At 69.4% G+C, this 18,791-nt stretch carries 14 protein-coding genes; 6 read left to right on the top strand and 8 right to left on the bottom strand.

What is annotated here, in order from left to right:
• Window positions 1-4: 4 nt before the first annotated feature.
• Both J2852_RS25800 and J2852_RS25795 read right to left on the bottom strand, forming a co-directional pair.
• Complete coding sequence (locus J2852_RS25800; protein WP_209881229.1) at window positions 5-1,138, bottom strand: efflux RND transporter periplasmic adaptor subunit; 1,134 nt, start codon at window positions 1,136-1,138, stop codon at window positions 5-7.
• A gap of 159 nt (window positions 1,139-1,297) precedes the next feature.
• On the bottom strand, window positions 1,298-1,633 hold the full coding sequence (locus tag J2852_RS25795) for a hypothetical protein (RefSeq protein WP_209881227.1): 336 nt from the start codon (window positions 1,631-1,633) through the stop codon (window positions 1,298-1,300).
• A 163-nt stretch (window positions 1,634-1,796) separates the two neighbouring features.
• Here J2852_RS25795 and J2852_RS25790 point away from each other — a divergent pair, with 163 nt between their 5' ends.
• The gene (locus J2852_RS25790; protein ID WP_209881225.1) at window positions 1,797-2,594 is read left to right on the top strand and encodes a phosphodiesterase; all 798 of its coding nucleotides are present in this window, start codon (window positions 1,797-1,799) and stop codon (window positions 2,592-2,594) included.
• Here J2852_RS25790 and J2852_RS25785 read toward each other — a convergent pair.
• The gene (locus tag J2852_RS25785; protein ID WP_209881223.1) at window positions 2,570-3,421 is read right to left on the bottom strand and encodes a glycosyltransferase family 2 protein; all 852 of its coding nucleotides are present in this window, start codon (window positions 3,419-3,421) and stop codon (window positions 2,570-2,572) included. The two genes, J2852_RS25790 and J2852_RS25785, sit on opposite strands and share 25 nt — an antisense overlap.
• A 267-nt stretch (window positions 3,422-3,688) precedes the next feature.
• Between J2852_RS25785 and J2852_RS25780 the strand changes: the two genes are divergently transcribed.
• A complete protein-coding gene (locus J2852_RS25780) occupies window positions 3,689-4,315 on the top strand; it encodes an ATP-dependent Clp protease proteolytic subunit (protein ID WP_209881221.1) in 627 nt (208 codons plus the stop codon).
• Window positions 4,316-4,470: 155 nt separating this feature from the next.
• Here J2852_RS25780 and J2852_RS25775 read toward each other — a convergent pair whose 3' ends face one another.
• Both J2852_RS25775 and J2852_RS25770 read right to left on the bottom strand, forming a co-directional pair.
• Window positions 4,471-4,665, bottom strand: a complete 195-nt coding sequence (locus tag J2852_RS25775) for a hypothetical protein (protein WP_209881219.1) — start codon at window positions 4,663-4,665, stop codon at window positions 4,471-4,473.
• Window positions 4,666-4,693: 28 nt separating this feature from the next.
• A complete protein-coding gene (locus tag J2852_RS25770) occupies window positions 4,694-5,233 on the bottom strand; it encodes a hypothetical protein (RefSeq protein ID WP_209881217.1) in 540 nt (179 codons plus the stop codon).
• A gap of 217 nt (window positions 5,234-5,450) precedes the next feature.
• Between J2852_RS25770 and J2852_RS25765 the strand changes: the two genes are divergently transcribed.
• Window positions 5,451-6,365, top strand: coding sequence for a tetratricopeptide repeat protein (locus J2852_RS25765; RefSeq protein WP_209881215.1), 915 nt, complete (start codon window positions 5,451-5,453; stop codon window positions 6,363-6,365).
• Here the strand turns inward: J2852_RS25765 and J2852_RS25760 are convergent.
• Window positions 6,283-7,524 (bottom strand): tetratricopeptide repeat protein, encoded by a 1,242-nt coding sequence (locus tag J2852_RS25760; RefSeq protein WP_343206823.1) that lies wholly within the window; start codon window positions 7,522-7,524, stop codon window positions 6,283-6,285. The genes J2852_RS25765 and J2852_RS25760 overlap by 83 nt on opposite strands.
• Window positions 7,525-7,621: 97 nt before the next feature.
• Here J2852_RS25760 and J2852_RS25755 point away from each other — a divergent pair, with 97 nt between their 5' ends.
• The 3 genes from J2852_RS25755 to J2852_RS25745 all read left to right on the top strand — a co-directional run bounded on the left by J2852_RS25755 (window position 7,622) and on the right by J2852_RS25745 (window position 12,279).
• Window positions 7,622-11,158 (top strand): tetratricopeptide repeat protein, encoded by a 3,537-nt coding sequence (locus J2852_RS25755; protein ID WP_209881213.1) that lies wholly within the window; start codon window positions 7,622-7,624, stop codon window positions 11,156-11,158.
• A gap of 6 nt (window positions 11,159-11,164) precedes the next feature.
• Window positions 11,165-11,890, top strand: a complete 726-nt coding sequence (locus tag J2852_RS25750; protein WP_209881211.1) for a tetratricopeptide repeat protein — start codon at window positions 11,165-11,167, stop codon at window positions 11,888-11,890.
• Between the two features lie 206 nt (window positions 11,891-12,096).
• Window positions 12,097-12,279 carry a YdcH family protein gene (locus J2852_RS25745; RefSeq protein WP_209881209.1) on the top strand — a complete coding sequence of 61 codons (183 nt, stop codon included), beginning with the start codon at window positions 12,097-12,099 and terminating at the stop codon, window positions 12,277-12,279.
• A gap of 92 nt (window positions 12,280-12,371) precedes the next feature.
• Here J2852_RS25745 and J2852_RS25740 read toward each other — a convergent pair whose 3' ends face one another.
• The gene (locus J2852_RS25740; RefSeq protein ID WP_343206822.1) at window positions 12,372-18,302 is read right to left on the bottom strand and encodes a tetratricopeptide repeat protein; all 5,931 of its coding nucleotides are present in this window, start codon (window positions 18,300-18,302) and stop codon (window positions 12,372-12,374) included.
• Complete coding sequence (locus J2852_RS25735) at window positions 18,299-18,715, bottom strand: flagellar biosynthesis repressor FlbT (protein ID WP_209881207.1); 417 nt, start codon at window positions 18,713-18,715, stop codon at window positions 18,299-18,301. Before J2852_RS25735 ends, J2852_RS25740 begins: the two co-directional genes overlap by 4 nt.
• Window positions 18,716-18,791: the final 76 nt, after the last annotated feature.

The raw sequence follows: 18,791 nt of genomic DNA, 5'->3' as shown, positions 1-18,791 counted from the left end.
GGGTTCAGCTCCCGGCCGGCTTGTTGTTGATGACCACCACCGGCGCGCCGTCGCGGATCTTCAGCTGGCCGGCGGTCACCACCACGTCGCCGGGGGCCAGCCCCTTGGTGATCTCCACCTCGGCGTTGCGGCGCTCGCCCAGCGTGACGGGGGCTTGCGCGACCTTGCCGTCCACAACCTTGAAGACGAACTGGTTGTTGCCGAAGGCGACAATGGCCTGTTCCGGCACGAGGACGGCGTTCGGCTGCACGTCCAGCGTCAGCGCGACGCGCGCGAACAGACCGGGGCGCAACGCACCGTCCGGATTCGCAACGCGGGCGCGGATGACCACGGCGCGGCCGTTCACGTCCACCAGCGGGTCGATGGCGTAGACCTGACCGTCGAAGCTGCGGCCGGCGAAGGCGTCCACCGACACCTTCAGCGTCTGGCCGACCTTCACGGTGGGGAGGTACAGCTCCGGCACCCGGAAATCGAGCTTCAGGGTGTCGATCGCCTCCAGATTCACGATGTCCTTGCCGGCGGTGACCATGTCGCCGACCGACACCTTGCGCAGGCCCAGCACGCCGTCGAAGGGTGCCGTCAGGGTCAGCTTCTCCAGCTGCGCCTTGGCGAGCTGGACCGCCGCCTCGTCGGCCTGGAGCTTGGCCGCCGCCTGTTCGCGGTTGCGGGCCGGGCCGGTCTTCTGGCGAAACAGTTCGTCGGCGCGGGCCAGTTCGGCGCGGGAGAAGGCGATGCTCGCCTGCGCCTGGGCCAGCGTGGCGCGGGCGATGGAATCGTCCAGGCGAATCAGCACGGTCCCCTTTGTGACGCGCTGGCCTTCCTGAAAGGCAATCTCGGAGATGCGGCCGGCGACCTCGGGACGGATCACCACCGATTCGTTGGACAGCAGCGAGCCCACGGCGGTCACCGTGCGGGCGACCGACCCGACCTTGACCGGCACCGCTTCCACCGGCATCGGCGGTGTGCCACCGGGCGGGCCACCGGCGCCGGGCTTGGCATCGGACGCGCCGCCGGGCGATGGAACCTTGCCGGCCAGAAGGGTGTTGATGGTGCCGCCCTGCTTCACGAAGTACCAGTAGGCCCCACCGCCGAGGGCGACCAGGATCAAAATGGCGACGATGCGAAGCGTATGGCGCATGGGAACGTGACTCGCGCAGGCCCGACGGCCCGGCCCCGGACCCGCGGGATGTTTCGTTGCTGCCATGCCGCAACAAAATGCGACCGGCGAACTGAACTATATCGTTCAGTTCAGTTCCGATGTCGAGAAGGTTACGCGTATCGACGCATCATAGAAGCATCAGGGGGCCGCCACCATCTGCCCGCCTTGCATATCCATGCGCCAACCCTGAGGCGTCGTCAGGGTCAGATCGGCCGGCTGGCCCGGCCCGATGCGGCCTTGTCCGTGAAGAGGTGCCACCGCACCGCCGTCGAGATCGAGGCCCGGCGCGCAGCAGGGAGCCCCTCCGGCCGGCAGCACGGCGCGAATCAACCCATCCTCGATTCGGATGTCGAAGAGTGGCTCACCCTCCCCCATCTCCGCCATTCGGTGGCGCGGATCGATGTGGGCGCGCTTCAGCCAGAACTTGCCGTTCGCCGTCAGGCGCTTGAGGAGGATGCTGGTGGAGCCGGACATGCCTTGTCCCGGTGCATGGCTTCCGTTTGGTGAGTCACTGTAGTCACGGAAGTGTAAAGGAAGTTTTGCGGCGTCATGTTTTAAGGCGTCATGGGGCGCTTGCCCGACGGGGCGAAATCGGCGATGTGGAAAGGGTCCGCGCCGCTTTCCTGACGGGTGCCCGATGCTGATCGCCCAAATCTCCGACCTGCACGTCACGGCTCCCGACGCGCGCCGCACGACCGCCTACGACAACAACGCCCGGCTCGCCGCCGCCGTGGCGCATCTGAACGCGCTGGAGCCGCGCCCCGATCTGGTGCTGATCACCGGCGACCTCGTCAACGGGCCGAAACCCGGCGAGTACGAGGCGCTGACCGAGATCCTGGAGCCGCTCGCCATCCCCTACCGGATCGTGGCGGGCAACCACGACGACCGCGACAGGTTGCGGCGGACCTTCGGGGCGGCGAATTGGATGCCGGTGGACGGCGACTTCATCCAATACGCGGTGGAAGAATTTCCGGTCCGGGTGCTGGTGCTCGACTCGGTGGTGGCGGGCAAGGCGGTGGGGGCGTTGTGCGAACGGCGGCTCGCCTGGACGGCGGAACGGCTGGCCGAACAGCCGGGGCGACCGACCATCGTGGCGCTACACCACCCGCCTTTCGACACGGGGCTGGCCTTCCTTGACACGCTGCGCTGCATCGAGGGGGCGGAGGAGCTGGGGAGGCTGGTGCGCGCCCATCCGAACGTGCTGGCCGTGCTGTGCGGGCACACGCACCGGCAGACGGCGGTCAGCTGGAACGGAACTTATGGCTATGTGGCGCCGTCGGTCGCCTATCAGGTCGCGCTCGACCTGACGCCCGAGCCGCCCTACCGCTGGACTGAGGAGCCTTCGGCCGTCGCGCTGCATCTAGTGCGGCCGGACGTGGGCCTGATCACGCACCTGAGCCCTGTCGGCGATTACCCGGCCAAGGCGTTCTCCTGAAGCGCCATAAATTCCTGGAAGTTGGCGCAGCGGCCGGCCTTGTGGGCGGCCTCATAGGCGGCGTTCAGGGCACGCTTGGCCTCAATGGCGGCGGCGAAGCGGCGGCGCAATGACTCGTCCGCAATGCCCAGCCCATCACCGGCGAGCCGCGCCAGGACATGGCGGTAGCAACGCTCCGCCCGGTCGCCGCTGTCGGATGAGAAGGTGATGGAGCCTTCGCGCTGCCGGTATTCGTAAAGCGGCCAACGCACCAGCGGCAGGCGGCCGAGCCGGTCGAGGACCTGCACGTTGAAGACCACGTCGTCGCAGAAATTGACGTCCTCCTCCCAGCGGGGCGCCCGATCTCGCCGCACCACGAAGAACATCGGGACGGAGGTGGCGAGGAAGGTTTCGGCATCCAACTCCGCCGTGCCGTCACCGGGCGGAAACAGCGTGGACAGGGGAGAGCCGTCGCGGTCGCGCACCACCGCCACATTGTCGGCCGCCGCACCGTGGTCGGCGGCGAGCGGTGCCAGCAGGGCCAGCCGGTCCGGGTCGAACCGGTCGTCGGCGTCGAGCGGGGCGATCAACGGCTTGGTCGCGGCGCGCAGGCCGGCGTTGCGCGCGGCGGGCGCCCCGGCCCCGACGCGGCCGGTGTCGGTGAAGACCAGGCGCGACTCGGCGAGGCCGGTGGAAGCCAGCGTGGGGCGGTAATCGGTGCCGTCGTCGCTGACGATCACCGCCTCCCAATCGGTCCAGCGCTGGGCGGCAAGGCTGGCGACCGCCCGCGCGATGGTATCGTGGGCCTTGTGGGCCGGGATGATGACCGAAACGCCGCAGCCCACCATGCCCTGCCCTCCGTCCTGCGCCAGACTGTCACGGACGATCAGTGTGCCGAGCGGTTGGCGCCCTCCGCAAGCCCTTGAGGCACACCGCCGCCCCGCTTCCCACCCCGCCCCACCCTGCCTATGCCCTTCCTATGTCCATTCCGGCCTGGGTTTTGGCGTCGCGGGGCGTTGAACATGAACCCGATACGGGCTATGTGGAGAACCGAGAGAGGCGCAGTGCGGCTCACATCCGATAGCCTAAGCCCGACACCAGGGAGACCAAAAACGATGGCGCACGACGGATACACCCGCTTCGACGACGAACCCGAGCAGGAGCCGGACGAGAAGTCGAAGGAAAGCGCCCAGCCGCCCTTCGCTGCCGTCGCGCAGAATCTGTTCAAGGCGCGCACGGTGCTGATCTTCGGCCAGATCGACATGAAGCTGGCGCAGGCGGTCTCCGCGCAGCTCCTCGCGCTGGCGCACGAGAGCGACGACGACATTACGGTGGTGGTGAACTCCCCCGGCGGTCACGTCGAGGCGGGCGACACCATCCACGACATGATTCGCTTCGTGAAGCCGCGCGTGAAGATGCTGGGCACCGGCTGGGTCGCCAGCGCCGGCTGCCACATCTTCCTGGCCGCGAAGAAGGAAGACCGTTTCTGCCTGCCGAACACGCGCTTCCTGATCCACCAGCCGCTGGGCGGCACCGGTGGCCGTGCGACGGACATCGCCATTGAGGCGAAGGAAATCATCCGCATGCGCGAGCGTCTGAACAAGATCATCGCGCGCGAAACCGGCCAGCCGGTGGAGAAGGTCGCCAAGGACACCGACCGGAACTACTGGATGCTGGCGGACGAGGCCCGCGAATACGGCATCGTCAGCCACATCATCGAGAACTTCGACGAGTTGAAGTGATCGATTCGCTGCGGCATGCTGAAACCCCTCTCTCCGGAGAGGGGTTTTTTTGTGTGCTTATCTACGCCGCGTAGCGCTCTCCAATCCCTGCGCAACCACAGGGCGCGGGGAGCGGCGCATCAACGTCACGGCAGAGAAAACGGTCAGGATAACGGTCAAACGACCAGATTGATGTTCTGGCCGCGCGTTTCGGTGACGTTGCCGCCGCCCGCCTGAAGCAGAGTGGCGACCGTCTGCTCCTGCTGCTGGGCCGCCTGGCTCAGGGCCTTCACGCCGAAATCGAACTGGCCCTGCGCCTGACGCAGGCCAATGGCGGCGCCCATGGTCGAAGAGGTGACGTCGAGGGACATCGTTCAGCGCCTTTCCGGATCGTCCGGTTCAGATCACCACATTCACGCGCCCGGTGCCGGACGTGCCAGCGACGACGGCTTGAGTGATCGCTGGGGACGAGGATAGCACGGATGCGTGCGTTCCGGAAGAAGACGGCGATAATGGCGGCGACGAAGATAATGAGGGCGATGGTGGCGGTGTGGCGACCTTGCCACGGGCGGAGGCGTTGGCGTCGTCGCCCCCGACCTTGCCGTCGTCGGCTCCGACCAGAAGCGCCAGAGACGAACGCCCGGCCTTCCGTTCCTTCAGGGCTTCCTTGTACTGCTTCAGCGCCGCTTCGGTCGGTATCTGCGACACGGTCGAACCGTCCGCCGGGTCGCGGAACAGCATCACCAGACGTTCGGCGTCCGCATCGTAGGAAAAGGCGATGTTTGGGTAACGCCCGACGAGCGGAGCTTCCTTGTCCGCAGCACTCCCAGCCTTGGCCGGAGTCCGGGTGTCGGCCCCCTCGTCAACGGTTGCGCCGTTGCGGGCCGCCATGAAAGCCAACGGCTTCGAAGCCGTCGAGGTGGCAAGGGCCACGTTCATGACTGACACACCGGATGGTAGACAACACCAATTGTGATCATGCGTCCTCCGCGGCACCTTGTAAAGGGTTTGTTCACCATTTTTTGGGCGCAAACGGCCGATCCCTACCGTCGTATGCACAGACCGGCCGGGGGATTCGCCTTTCGCGCTCCCGACGCACACCGATTTCACAAGGGTCACGCTTGCGGCGGGTGAGCGGGCCGCTTAAGCCTTACCCATGGCTACGATTGCAGAAGCGCTGGCACTCGCCCTGGACCATCATCTCGCCGGCCGGCTGGCCGAAGCGCAGGTGCTCTACACGCGCGTCCTGGACGCCGAGCCGGATCAGCCCGACGCGCTGCATTTCCTCGGCGTTCTGGCCGGCCAGTTGGGCGAGCACGCGGTGGGGCTCCAGCTCATCGGCCGGGCGATCGACCAGCGGCCGGAAGCGGCCGACATGCACGCCAACGCCGCCAACGTCCTGCGCGCCGCCGACCGCGCGGCCGACGCGGTTGCCGCCTACCGGCGGGCGGTGGCGCTGCAGCCGGATTTCGCGGAAGCCTGGGCCGACATGGCGACCGCGCTGCGCACGAACGGCGATACCCGGCGCGCCATCGTGGCGCTGGAACGCGCCTTGGCGGCGGCCCCACAGCTGACGGCGGCGCAGGAGCGGCTGGGGCCGCTGCTGCGCGAACACGGGCGGCTTCTGGTGGAATCTGGGCTCGGGGTCGAGGCTCTCCCCCCGCTGGCCCGCGCGGCGGAGCTGCTGCCGCTCGATGCCGACATCGCTTTCCTCTACGGCAACGCGCTGTACGCCACCGGCTTGCGCGAGGATTCGCTGACCGCCTACCGTAACGCGCTGGCAATCACGCCGGACTATCCGTCGGCGGCCTTCAATCTGGGCATCGCGCTGGCCTTCGTCGGCCGGCTGGACGAGGCGGCGGCGGCGCTGGAGCACACCTTGCGACTGGACCCGCGCCACGGCGAGGCGCGCGAGAAGCTGGCCGTCACCCTGTCCCTGCTCGGCCGCGAGGATGAGGCGCGAACCTGGGCGGCGGAACCGGAAACGGTCAGGCCCGCGCCGCCGTCACGACCAGCCCCTCGACCGGATCGCCGCTCTCGAAACGCAAGGTCGCGCGGTCGAGACGCGTGATCGTCAGGCCGGCGGCGGCCAGGGTCGCCCGGACGTAATCCTCGGCGTGGGCATAGCGGCCGTGCGGGCTGACCCGGTAGGGCTCGGTCGCCGGATCGAGCCGCTCCACCGTGAAGGCGAGCCGTCCGCCGGGGCGCAGGGCCGCCGCCCCGAGAGCCAGCACCGCATCGAGCGCCCCGAAGTAGCACAGCACGTCGGCCGCCACGATCAGGTCGAAGCCGCCCGGATGCGCCGCGAGGAAGGCACCGAGTTCCGCCTCGGCCAGCGAGTCGTAAAGGTTGCGGGCGCGGGCGTGCTCCAGCATGCCGGAGGACAGATCCACGCCGACCAGGGTGCGGGCGTAAGCGCGCAGGAAGGGCGCGCACAGTCCCGTGCCACAGCCGGCGTCGAGAACGCTGAGCGCTGCGGCGGGCGGCGGGGCTTCGGCGGCGACGGCCTCAGCCAGCAAGGCCGGCGCGCGGTAGCCGAGTTCGGCGAGCTTGCGGTCGAACTCCCCGGCGAAATGGTCGAAGACCTGCCGGACATAATCGTCCGATGCACGGGATTCCGTGGACAGTCCGGCGATGGCCGTGCCGATGTGGCGGGCGACGGGGTGGTCCGGGTGATCGCGCAGCCAGAGCCGGGCGAAGCGCTCGGCCTCGGCTGTCCGGCCGTCCTCGTGCAGCAGATAGAGCGCGCCGGACAGGTTGTCGTGCGCCTCGTCCCAATCCGGGCGCAGGGCCAGCGCGCGGCGGTAGGCGGTTGCGGAGTCGACCAGCCGGTCCTGCTCGCGCAGCAGGTTGGCGAAGTTGTTGAAGGCCTCCGCATAGTCCGGCTGCATGGCCAGGGCGCGGCGGAAGGATCGTTCGGCCCCCTGCCCTTCCCCAAGCTCCTTCAGCGCGGAGGCGAGGTTGTAGTGAACCAACGGGTGGTCGAGGCCGCAGGCGAGCGCCTCGCGGTATTCAGCCGCCGCCTCGGCCGCGCGGCCCAGCGCCCGCAGCACATTGCCGAGGTTGTTGTGCGCCTCGGCGAAGCGCGGGTTGACCGCCAGGGTGCGGCGGTAGGCGGCCTCCGCCTCCTCCGCAAGCCCCTGGGACGCGAGCGCGTTCGCCTCGCCATACAGGCGCATCGCCTGCGCGGCGAACCCTGCCATGCGGAACGGGGTGCGCGGCTCGGTCACGATCGGTCTCCCTGCTTCAGGAAATAACAGCATCTTTACCTTGATCGGCGGATCATGGCACTCCCTTCCGGGATAAACGCTGACGAAGGCGATGGACATGAAGAAGTCGGCCAAGAACATCGCCGCGCAACTCGGCCGCGCCGTCGCGCACCATCAGGCCGGCCGCTTCTCCGAGGCCGAGCAGGACTACCGCGCCGTTCTGAGCGCCGACCCGCATCACGCCGACGCGCTGCATCTGCTCGGCGTGCTGGCGCTTCAGGTCGGCCAGCCGGAACCGGCGGTGGAGCTGATCGGGCGCGCCATCAAGCGCGCGGGCGGGGTCGCCGACTATCACGACAATCTGGGCAGCGCGCTGGGCGCCCTGGGCCGGCACGCGGAGGCGGCGGAGGCGCACGCCCGCGCCATCGCACTCAACCCCGGATCGGCCCAGGCCCGGCACAATCTGGGCAACGCCTATCAGGCGCAGAACCTGCCGGGGCTGGCGGCGCTTGCCTTCACCTCGGCGGTGCTGCTGCGGCCGGACTACGCCAAGGCCTGGTACAACCTCGGCAACGCACTGCGCGCCCAGAATCGGACGACCGACGCCGTGTACGCGCTTCAGCACGCGGTGGCGCTGGCGCCGGGCATGGTGGAGGCGCACAACAACCTGGGCGACGCGCTGACGGCGGCCGGCAGGCTGGACGAGGCCCTGGTTCAGCACCGCATGGTGGTCCAGCTGCGCCCCGACGACCCCAACGCGCACTACAATCTGGGCGCCGTGTTCCAGCGCAAGGGTGCCAACGAAAGCGCGGAGATCGCCTACCGCGCGGCGCTGAAGCGGGATCCGAACCACGTCATCGCGCTGAACAATCTGGGCGGCGTGCTGAAGAAGCTGGGCCGCCTCGACCAGGCGGAGCTGTGCTTCCGCAAGGTGCTGGAGCTGCGGCCGGACTTCGTGGAGGCCATCTACAACCTGGGCAACGCGCTGCAGGCGCAGGGCAAGCTGAAGCAGGCCGAGATCTGCTTCGAGGAGGCGCTGGCGCGCAAGCCGGGCCTCGCCACCGCCTCCTACAACCTGTCGCTTCTGGCGCTGACGCACGGCCAGCTGGACCGTGGATGGTCCGGTTACGAGGGACGCTTCGCGGCGGGCGAGGTCATTCCCGACCGCAACATCGACGCCCCCCGCTGGCAGGGGGAGGTGCTGCGCAGCCGCCGCCTGCTGATCTGGCGCGAGCAGGGCGTGGGCGACGAATTCCTGTTCGCCTCCTGCTACGGCGACGTCGTCGCCTGGGGCGGCGGCCCGGTGACCATCGAGACCGATCCCCGGCTGACCAGCCTGTTCGCCCGCTCCTTCCCCCGCGCCACCGTGCGGGCGCAGTCCTGCACCCTGGACGGCGAAGGGAACGCCACCGAGACCATCGTGCCGCTGGACTGCGACGTTCACATCCCGGCCGGGTCCCTGCCGCGCCTGCTGCGCGGGGCGGTGGCGGCCTTCGACGCGCCGGGGCCCTGGCTGGTGCCCGACCCGGCGCGGGTGGCGCTGTGGCGGGAGCGGCTGGCGGCGCTGGGGCCGGGGCTGACGGTCGGCATCGGCTGGCGCAGCCGCTTGATGACGGAGGAGCGCAAGGGCGCCTACACGACCCTGGAGCAGTGGGGGCCGCTGTTCCGGGTGCCCGGCGTGGTGTTCGTGAACCTGCAATACGACGACTGCGCGGCCGAGATCGCGGCGGCGGAGGCGCGCTTCGGCGTGCGCGTCCACCGCTGGGCCGACCTGGACCTGCAGGACGATTTCGAGGCGGCGGCGGCGCTGACCGTCAACCTCGATCTGGTCATCACGCCGGCCATGTCGGCGGGTGAACTGGCGGGGGCCTTAGGCGTGCCGGTGTGGCGCTTCGGCCATCGCGACTGGACCCAGCTGGGCGCCAACGCGCGTCCCTGGTTCCCGACCATGCGGCTGTTCCAGCCCCGGCCGGGCGAAGCCTTCGACGACGTGCTGGCCCGCATGGCGCGGGAACTGGCGTCTCTGCAATCTCCGCCGGCAGCGGCGGAACCGCCGGGCGCGGGGGTGGAGGCGCGGCTGGCGCAGGCCATGCAGTTGCATCGCCTCGGCCGGCTGGACGGGGCCATGGCCGGCTATCGGGAGGTGCTGGATCGCGACCCGCGCCACGCCGACGCGCTGCACCTGCTGGGACTTGCCACCCATCAACTCGGCCGGCCGGAGGAGGCGGAACGCCACATCACTGCCGCGCTGCGCATGGATCCGGAGTTCCCGAACGCCTGGAACCATCTGGGGCTGGTGCTGGATGCGCTGGACCGGCCGGACGGGGCGAAGGATTGCTTCGTCCGGGCGGTGGCGTTGCGGCCGGACTTCCCGGAGGCGCTGACCCATCTGGGGCTGAGTTGCGGATCGAACCCGCTCGACCGCGACGGCGCACGGGCGGCCAGGCGCTGGCACCACCGCTCGGTCACGCTGGCCCCCGGCAACCCGGCGGCCCACACCAACCTCGGCCACGCCTGCGAGGTCGAGGGGCGGTTCGCCGAGGCCGCCGCGCATTACCGCAAGGCGCTGGCGTTGCGCCCGGAGGCGGCGGACACGCTCAACAACCTCGCCAGCGTCGCCAAGCTGGAGGACCGGATTCCCGAGTCCAGAAAGCAGGTGCGACGAGCCATGCGGGCCGATCCCGGCTTCGCACTGGCGGCCTGGAATTTCGGCCTTCTGGCGCTGGCCGACGGCGATCTGGCGGCCGGCTGGGCGGGGTACGAGCGCCGTTTTTCCGCGAGGCAGTTGCAGCGGGCGCGGCGCATCCCCCTGCCCGTCTGGTCTGGCACGCCGCTGGAGGGGCGGCGGCTGCTGGTGTGGGCGGAACAGGGCTTGGGCGACGAGATCCTGTTCGCCTCCTGCTTCGACGAGTTGAAGGAGGCCGGCGGGCCGGTGGTGCTGGAATGCGACCGGCGGCTGGTCCCGCTGTTCGCCCGTGCCTTCCCCTGGGCCACCGTGCGCGCGGAGACCGTCGATTCCAAGGGGCGGGAGTTGAACGATCCGCCGGACTGCGACCTGCAAATTCCCGCCGGGTCGCTGCCGGCGCTGCGGCGCAGGGAGCTAACCCGCTTCCCGGCGCGCCCGGCCTTCCTCCGCGCGGATCCGGACCGTGTGACCATGTGGCGCGCGCGGGTGGATGCCCTGGGTTCCGGCCTGAAGGTCGGCATCGGCTGGCGCAGCCAGGTGGTCACCGCCCGGCGGGAGTCCGCCTACACGCGCATCGAGGACTGGATCCCGGTTCTGGATCTTCCCGGCGTGCAGACCGTGAACCTGCAATACGGCGACTGCACCGCCGAATTGGCGAGAATCGAAACGGACGGGCGGCGGCTGCACCGCTGGGACGATCTGGACCTGAAGGACGACCTAGAGGGCGTTGCCGCCCTGATGTCCTGCCTCGATCTCGTCCTTACTCCGGCCACGGCGGTGGGCGAGCTGGCCGGGGCGCTGGGCGTGCCGGTCTGGCGCATCGGCGGCCACGACTGGACCCATTTGGGCAGCGGCGTGCGCCCCTGGTACCCGTCCATACGGCTGCTGCAACCCCGCCCCGGTGAGACGCTGGCCGACGTGGTGCGCCACGCCGCCCGGCTGCTGGCCCGCATGACCGCCGTGGCGTAGCGGCCCATGGCGACGGTGGCGGCAATTCTCGACCACGCCTTCGAACGGCACCAGGGCGGCCTGTTCGACGAGGCCGGGGCGCTGTACCGGCGCGCCCTCGCCGTCCAGCCGGACGCGCGGGACGCGCTGCACCGCCATGGCCTGCTGCTCGCCCAGCTTGGCGATCTGGAGGCGGGGGCGCGGCTGGTGCGCCGGGCCATCGCCGTCGATGGAACGCCGGTCGAACCGCACGTCAACCGGGCAAAGCTGCTGCGCGCCATGGGTCGGCCGGCGGAGGCCGCCCGCGCCTTCGCCACGGCGGCCGCGCTGTGCCCCGGCCGCGCCGACGCGCTCAACGGGCTGGGCCATGCGCGGCGGGATCTGGGAGACATGCGGGCGGCGGCAACGGCCTTCGGGCGGGCGGCCCGCTGCGGCGGCGGCGCCCCCAGCCTGCACCAGCAGGGGATGGCCCTGGAAGCGGCGGGACGGCGGGAGGACGCCGTGGACGTCTTGATGCACGCCGCCGCTCTCGATCCGGAATCCGGACCGGTGGCGGTGCGGATCGGCGCGCTGCTTTTAGCCCTTGGTGATATCGAGAGAGCAGGCCGTTGGTATCGGCACGCCCTGACCCTTCGGCCGGGGCATAACGAAAGTCTGCGCGGATTGGTCGCAGCCGACGCGATGTCGGGCAACGAAGCTGCGGCGGCGCGCGGAAAAAGGCGCGCCGACGCCCTTCTGCCCGAACGAACATGACCGCTTCATCATCCCCCACCGGCCATGCACGGCGCATCGCGCCCTATCCCAATCGTTAGAGGCGGCATTATCCTTCTTTGGAGTACTAGGACCAAAGTTTAGGGTTGTTTGGCGGCACGGATGGGTGAACACTATGGTTTCCGGCATGCCGGGCATGGCGAAAGCCAGAGCGGGTATGAGCCGGTTGATTAGACGGAGAGCAGCCCATGCACACTGATGCTCGTCTATCTTCCCTGCAAGAAAAGCACATGCGCCTCGACCGCATGATTATGGACGAGGAAAAGCGCTCTTGGCCGGACGAGACCGCGGTCAAGCGCATGAAGCTCGAAAAGCTACATCTCAAGGAAGAGATTGATCGCTTGACGAGGACCACCAGCAGGGTGAATTAACTCCCCCAATAAAAGTCTTCCCATTCGACGAGAAGCCAGGGGTGGTTTTAAAAGCTGCCTCTGGCTTTTTATTTTAAAAGTTTGCTGTTCGATCAGCCTGCCGCCAAGCGTTTCAAGCGCCGGGCGATCACGGGAAGGGCGCCGGACGCCGTTTCCCCATCAGGCGCTGTGATCAGGCTCATGCTCGAAAACCATGGACGCACCCCGGTGCCGAGCGCGGTCCAGTCCCCTCGCCCCCCGAACCGCCAGACAGGCACGCCGAGCGCCCCCGCCAGTTCCCCCACCGAACTGGCCGGCACGATGACGAGGTCGAGACCCGATATCAGGGCCGCCACGGCCTCCAGATCGTCCTTTAAATCGAGATCGGGCCAGCCGTGGATCGGCACGCCGAAGCGCGCCTCGGCATCTTCGATCTCCTGGGCACAGTCGCCGTACTGAAGATTGACGAAGGCGATCCCCGGCACGCCGAAGACCGGTCCCCACTGGTCGAGCGCGGCGTAGGCCCGCCGCCGCTCTGCCGTCATCAGACCGCTGCGCCACGCGATCCCGACTTTGAGACCGGGTTCCAGCGCGTTCAACCGGTCGCGCCAGAACCTCACCAATTTGGGATCGGGAACGAGAAAAGCGGAACGCACGGGAAACTCACCCAGCGTCCGCCGCAGCCAGCGAGGCAGAGAGCCCATCGCCGCATGAAGGTCGATGCCGGGGCAAGGCACCTCCGGATCCGTGGGCGACGGTCGCACTATTGCCGCAGGAAAGGATCGCGCGAACAGCGGGACAAGGCGGCGGTCGCATTCGACCGTGACGGATGCGGCGCGCGCGATCACCTGCGGCAGGCAGTCGGCGAACATGATCTCGTCGCCGATCCCCTGTTCCCGCCAAACCAGCAGACGGCGGCCGGACAGGTCCTCGCCGGCCCAGGCGGGGACGCCGGGAACGCGGGCGGCACCGGCAAGCTCGCGGGCACTGAAACGGCTATCGTACCCGGTCCACCCCCGGTCCAGATCGCCAACGGCGAGCCGCAGAAGCCCTCTGTTGAAGGATGCCGCCGGATGGCCCGGCTCCACGGCAAGGGCACGATCACACCAGACCGCCGCCTCGTCCGGGTCCGCCATCTCACGCAGCAGGCGGCCGAGGTTGGCGAGCCCGTCGGCCAGCGCCGGGTCCAAGGCCAGCGCCCGCCGCAGCGCGGCCAAGGCCGTCCCGAGGCGCCCGCTCCGCCGCAACGCGATACCGAGGTTGAGCCATCCCGACAGGTGCGCCGGGGCCAGCGACAGGGCTTGGCGGTGCAGCAGTTCCGCCGCCTCCGGGTGGCCCAGCCGGGAGAGGACGGCCCCCCAATTGTCGTGCGCTTCGGCCAGCGCGGGTTCGGCGGCGGCGGCACGACGATGGGCGACGGCGGCGGCCGGCAAATCGTAAGACGCTTCCAGCGCGTTGCCGAGATTGGTCAGCGCGGCGGCGGACGACGGTTGCAGGGCCAACGCCCGCCGAAAACGCTCAGCCGCGGGGATCGGGCGCCCAAGCGACAGAAGCACGGTGCCGAGGCTGGTCTGCGCGGCGGCATAGCCCGGCAGATGGCCGATGGCTTGCGCGATCCGTGCGGCGCCCGCCTCCGAAGCCCCGGTCTGATGCGCGAGAAGCCCGGACAAGTGAAGGGCGACCGGATCGTCCGGCCGGACGGCCAGGACTTGCTCATAAAGCGGAGCCGCCTCGCCAAGACGGCCCGTGCGGTGGTGGTCGGCGGCGGCTTCCAGCAGCGCGTCGGGATCGACCGGCGCGGGCTCCTGCTTGCCCTCGGGAGTGGAGGCACTCCCATTCGACAACAGCGCCGCCATGCGGGCCAGCACGTCGTCGAAGGTCTCGCCCGTCCGGGGCTGGAACAGCCGCATGGACGGGAACCAAGGGCGCACGCCGCTGCCCAGCTGGGTCCAGTCGCGATGGCCCAAGCGCCACACCGGCACGCCCAAGGCCCCGGCCAGTTCGCCCGCCGACATCGCCGGGGTGATGACCAGATCGAGGTTGGCGGTCAACGCCGCCGCCGCCTCGAAGTCGTCCTTCAGGTCCAGGTCGGCCCAGCGGTGGATGCGCACGCCAAAGCGCGCCTCGGCAGTGTCCAGCTCGGCCGCGCAGTCGCCGTATTGCAGGTTCACGAACACCACGCCGGGCACCGCGAACAGCGGCCCCCACTGCTCCAGGGTCGTGTAGGCGCTCCGGCGCTCCATGGTCATCAGCTGGCTGCGCCAGCCGATGCCGACCGTCAGCCCCGGCCCCAGCGCCGCAACGCGCTCGCGCCACACCGCCACCCGCTCCGGATCGGGCACCAGCCAGGACGGGCGTTCCGGGAAGCGCTTCAGATCCGACCGCAGCAGGCGCGGCAAGCTTCCGGCCGCGACGTGGACGTCCGCGTCGCGGGGGTTGGCGGTTTCGGACCGGACCGTCGCCCCAGGGAAGGAGCGTGCGAACAGCGTGACGAGGCGCCGGTCGCATTCGATGACCAGATGCCCGGCGCGCTGAAGCAGGTCCGGGTAGCAGGAGGCGAACAGGATCTCGTCACCGACTCCCTGTTCCCGCCAGACGAGCAATCGGGAGGACGCGATGTTCTCGCCGCGCCATGCGCGGGCGGACAGAGCACGCTCCTGCCCCTGGAACTGCGGCGTGCCGAAGCGCCATTCATGCTCGGCCCAGCCCTGACGCAGAATGCCGCTCTCCAGCAGGAGAAGCGCGAGGTTGTAGTGGGCCTGCGCGAATTGCGGATCGGCCTGCAGGGCTTGCAGATAGGCCTCCGCTGCCTCCTCGCGGCGTCCCTGGCGGTTCCAGTGCATGGCCAGATTGGCGTGCGCCTCGGCCATGCCGGGAGCGCGCTCCACGGCCATGCGGTGGCAGGCGTAGGCTTCCCCGTGGCGCCCGAGGCTGTCCAGGGCGTTGCCCAGGTTGGTCCAAGCCGCAACCGCGCCGGGATCGAGGACGGTGGCCCGGCGGAGAACCCGCGCGGCCTCCACGAAACGCTCCGACGCCTGGAACGCCGAACCCAGATTGATGAGGGCGTCCACGCCGGACGCAGCCAGCACCAATGCCCGGCGATGGCAGAGCGCCGCCCCCGCCGCCTCGCCACGACCGGCCAGCAGGTTGCCCAGATGGGTGTGCGCCAGCCCGAGGTCCGGACGCAGGCGAAGCGCGCGGCGCACGCAGGATTCCGCCTCCCGGTCGCGGCCGAAGCCGCGCAGCAGAGCGGTGCGGTTGACCCAATGTTCCGCCGCATCGGGCTGCGCGGCGGCAGCGTGGCGCAACGCGGCCTCGGCGGCGTCGTACCGGCCTAGCGCCTGCAACGCGTTGGACAGCGCGGCATGGGCCGCGGCGTTGCTCGGCTCGCTGGCGGTCGCGCGGACCAGGAAGCCGGTGGCCTCCTGCGCGTCGTTCCGGCGCAACGCCATCACGCCCAAAAGATGCAGGGCGACCGCATGGTCCGAAACCCTGTCGAGCGCGCTGTGGCACAGCCGGGCGGCCTTGTCCAGGTCACCGGCGCGATAGCGGGCGATAGCGTCGGCGACCAGAGGTTCAACGGATTGCGGTTTCGGTGGAGGTGGCCGGGAAGCCACCACGCGCGCTTGATCGAGCGCTCGCGCCATGCGGGCCAGCACGTCGTCGAAGGTCTCGCCCGGCCGGGGCTGGAACAGCCGCATGGACGGGAACCAGGGACGCACGCCGCTGCCCAGCTGGGTCCAGTCGCGATGGCCGAAGCGCCACACCGGCACGCCCAAGGCCCCGGCCAGCTCGCCCGCCGACATGGCCGGGGTGATCACCAGATCGAGGTTGGCCGTCAACGCCGCCGCCGCCTCGAAGTCGTCCTTCAGGTCCAGGTCGGCCCAGCGGTGGATGCGCACGCCAAAGCGCGCCTCGGCAGCGTCCAGCTCAGCCGCGCAGTCGCCGTATTGCAGGTTCACGAACACCACGCCGGGCACCGCGAACAGCGGCCCCCACTGCTCCAGGGTCGTGTAAGCGCTCCGGCGCTCCATGGTCATCAGCTGGCTGCGCCAGCCGATGCCGACCGTCAGCCCCGGCCCCAACGCCGCCACCCGCTCCCGCCACAGCGCCACCCGCGCCGGGTCGGGCACCAGCCAGGGACCCGGCGCGTCGAAGGCCGCCACCGCCCCGCGCAGCAGGCGCGGCAGAGACCCGGCCGGGATGTGGGCGTCGCAGTCCAGCGGCACGATGGTTTCCCGGCCATCCGGCGCAACGCTCTCCGCACGCACAGTGGCGCTGGGAAAGGAGCGCGCGAACAGGGAGACGAAACGCCGGTCGCACTCGATCACCAGACCACCGACCCGCCGCGCGAGGTCCGGAAAGCAAGAGGCGAAGAAAATTTCGTCGCCGACCCCCTGCTCACGCCACACAAGAAGGCGCTTACCAGCCATCGCCTCGCCCTCCCACAGGGGGGCGGCGATGGCGCGGTTCTCATAGCCCTTGGCGCGGAACCGCCACTGGTAGGACTTCCACCCTTCGGCGAGCTTGCCCTTGGCAAGACGCACAAGGCCAAGGTTCAGGTGTGCCGCCGCCAGGGTCGGATCGAGATCGAGGGCACGCTGCAACGGGGCTTCCGCCAAATCGGCCCGCCCGGTCTGCCAGAACAGCATGCCCAGATTGGCGTTCGCCTCCGCGTGCTGGTCATCGGCCGTCAAGGCGGCCCGGTGGGCGGCCTCGGCTTCGCCCATCCGCCCGATGACCTGGAGTGCCAACCCCCAGGAGGTGCGGGCCACGGCGCTGCCGGGGTTCAGAAGGACCGCTCGGCGGTGCACGCGCTCGGCCTCCGGCACGCGATCCACCTCCTGCAATCCCGCACCCAGGTTGGTGTAGGAATCGGAGTAGTCCGGCTGCGCGGCAATGGCCATGCGATACAGTCGGATTGCGGGGCCGAGCCGACGCAAGGCCTTATGGACGTTCCCCAGATTGTTGAGCGCTTTCCCGTAATCGGGCTGCAGGGCAAGCGCCCGCCGATAGCTGACCGCAGCCTCGTCCAGCCGCCGCAAGCCATCATAGGCCGTACCCAGGTTGCTGAAGGCCACCGCGTCGTCCGGCTGCACAGCGATGCCGCCGCGCAACGCAACGATGGCAGCGTCGAAAACCCCGAGGTCGAGCAAGGCGACGCCGATATTGTTCCGCGCGGCGGTCAGCCCCGGATCAGCGGCCAGCGAGAGGCGGTACCGGGAAACGGCGTCGGCCCAACGTCCCTGCGCTTGGAGGACCCGGCCGAGGGTGAACTGCAACAGCGCGCTCGACGGGTCGGCCGCCACCGCCGCTTCGAGCACCGCCTCCGCCTCGGCCGCGCGCCCCTGCTCATGCAGGAGGTTCGTCAGTTCGATGGCCAGTTCGGCGTCAGCTGGCGTGCTGGCCAAGGCCTGGCGCAGACAAAGCTCGGCGTCGGCATGGCGCAGCGCGCGCAGCGACAGGGCCAGATTGCGCCACGCCGGGGCATAGCTCGGCACCGCCTTTACAACCTCGTGGAAGCAGACCGCCGCAAGGTCGTTGCGACCCGCCCGACGGTAAATGCACCCCAGATCATGACGCACACCGGCGAGGCCCGGATCGCGTGCCAACGCGTCGTCGTAGGCGGCGACGGCTTCTCCGTAGCGCCCGACCCCCTCAAGGGCCTTGCCCAGATTGCCGAACACCTCGGCGTCGCCGTCCTGCAGCGTGATGGCACGCCGATAGGCGGCAACCGCCTCCTCCAGCCGGCCTTGGGCGGCGAACGCGTTGCCAAGGCTGTTGCAGGCCGCCGCGAAAGCCGGGTGAACGGCGAGCGCCGCGCTGATCCACCCGACCGCACGACCCGACTGGCCCGCCTGATGAGCGGCAAGACCTGACAAGTGGAGCACATCGGCGTGAGCGGGCGCCAAAGCGAGAATATGATCGTACAGCGCCTGCGCCTCGGCAAGCCGACCTGCCCGGTGATGATCGATGGCGGCGTCGAGCAGATCGCCGACCGATGGAATCGCGTCGGCGTCGCACCCGGACGGCGGCTGCGTCACGGCGCCGGATCGGATGAAGGATCGGCGGCAGCCTCACCGGAGGAATCCGCGCCACCCTTGAACAGCTTCCGGCACAGCTTCAGCGCACGGTAGTAGTTCCGCGCCTCAACCAGACGTTCGATGTCGTCCAAATCCTTGCGGCAGTCGGGGCGTGCGTCGCGCGTTTCTTCCAGGATGGAGGTGAAGCGCTGCAGGTTCAGCACCGTGTCTTCCGGAAAGATGTAGATGAGCTGGATGACGAAGTAGAGCTTCTTCTCGATGCTATCGATCTGCTCTTCCTTCAACACCTCGCGCCCGCGCAGGAAATTGGCGGTGTTGTAGAGGAAGAACGAGCCGGGACGGTCACCGGCGCCGATGACGGCTCCGTTGATGATGACCTTCTCGTTGGGGCGAAGAACGAACTTCAAAGGCATGAGAACGGACCCGGTGCTTGCTGGCTGGCGTCTGGCGGCGCGAGGGACAGAACAGGGCGAGCCCCAAAACGGCACC

It is taken from the genome of Azospirillum soli (assembly GCF_017876165.1).
GTDB classification, from domain to species: Bacteria; Pseudomonadota; Alphaproteobacteria; order Azospirillales; family Azospirillaceae; genus Azospirillum; species Azospirillum soli.
This window is presented reverse-complemented; position numbering and strand designations above follow the sequence as displayed.

Coding starts and splice junctions, on each gene's coding strand:
- J2852_RS25745 (WP_209881209.1), top strand. CDS start 12,097: ATGCACACTGATGCTCGTCTATCTTCCCTGCAAGAAAAGCACATGCGC.
- J2852_RS25775 (WP_209881219.1), bottom strand. CDS start 4,665: ATGTCCCTCGACGTCACCTCTTCGACCATGGGCGCCGCCATTGGCCTG.
- J2852_RS25800 (WP_209881229.1), bottom strand. CDS start 1,138: ATGCGCCATACGCTTCGCATCGTCGCCATTTTGATCCTGGTCGCCCTC.
- J2852_RS25755 (WP_209881213.1), top strand. CDS start 7,622: ATGAAGAAGTCGGCCAAGAACATCGCCGCGCAACTCGGCCGCGCCGTC.
- J2852_RS25785 (WP_209881223.1), bottom strand. CDS start 3,421: ATGGTGGGCTGCGGCGTTTCGGTCATCATCCCGGCCCACAAGGCCCAC.
- J2852_RS25765 (WP_209881215.1), top strand. CDS start 5,451: ATGGCTACGATTGCAGAAGCGCTGGCACTCGCCCTGGACCATCATCTC.
- J2852_RS25750 (WP_209881211.1), top strand. CDS start 11,165: ATGGCGACGGTGGCGGCAATTCTCGACCACGCCTTCGAACGGCACCAG.
- J2852_RS25770 (WP_209881217.1), bottom strand. CDS start 5,233: ATGAACGTGGCCCTTGCCACCTCGACGGCTTCGAAGCCGTTGGCTTTC.
- J2852_RS25795 (WP_209881227.1), bottom strand. CDS start 1,633: ATGTCCGGCTCCACCAGCATCCTCCTCAAGCGCCTGACGGCGAACGGC.
- J2852_RS25735 (WP_209881207.1), bottom strand. CDS start 18,715: ATGCCTTTGAAGTTCGTTCTTCGCCCCAACGAGAAGGTCATCATCAAC.
- J2852_RS25780 (WP_209881221.1), top strand. CDS start 3,689: ATGGCGCACGACGGATACACCCGCTTCGACGACGAACCCGAGCAGGAG.
- J2852_RS25790 (WP_209881225.1), top strand. CDS start 1,797: ATGCTGATCGCCCAAATCTCCGACCTGCACGTCACGGCTCCCGACGCG.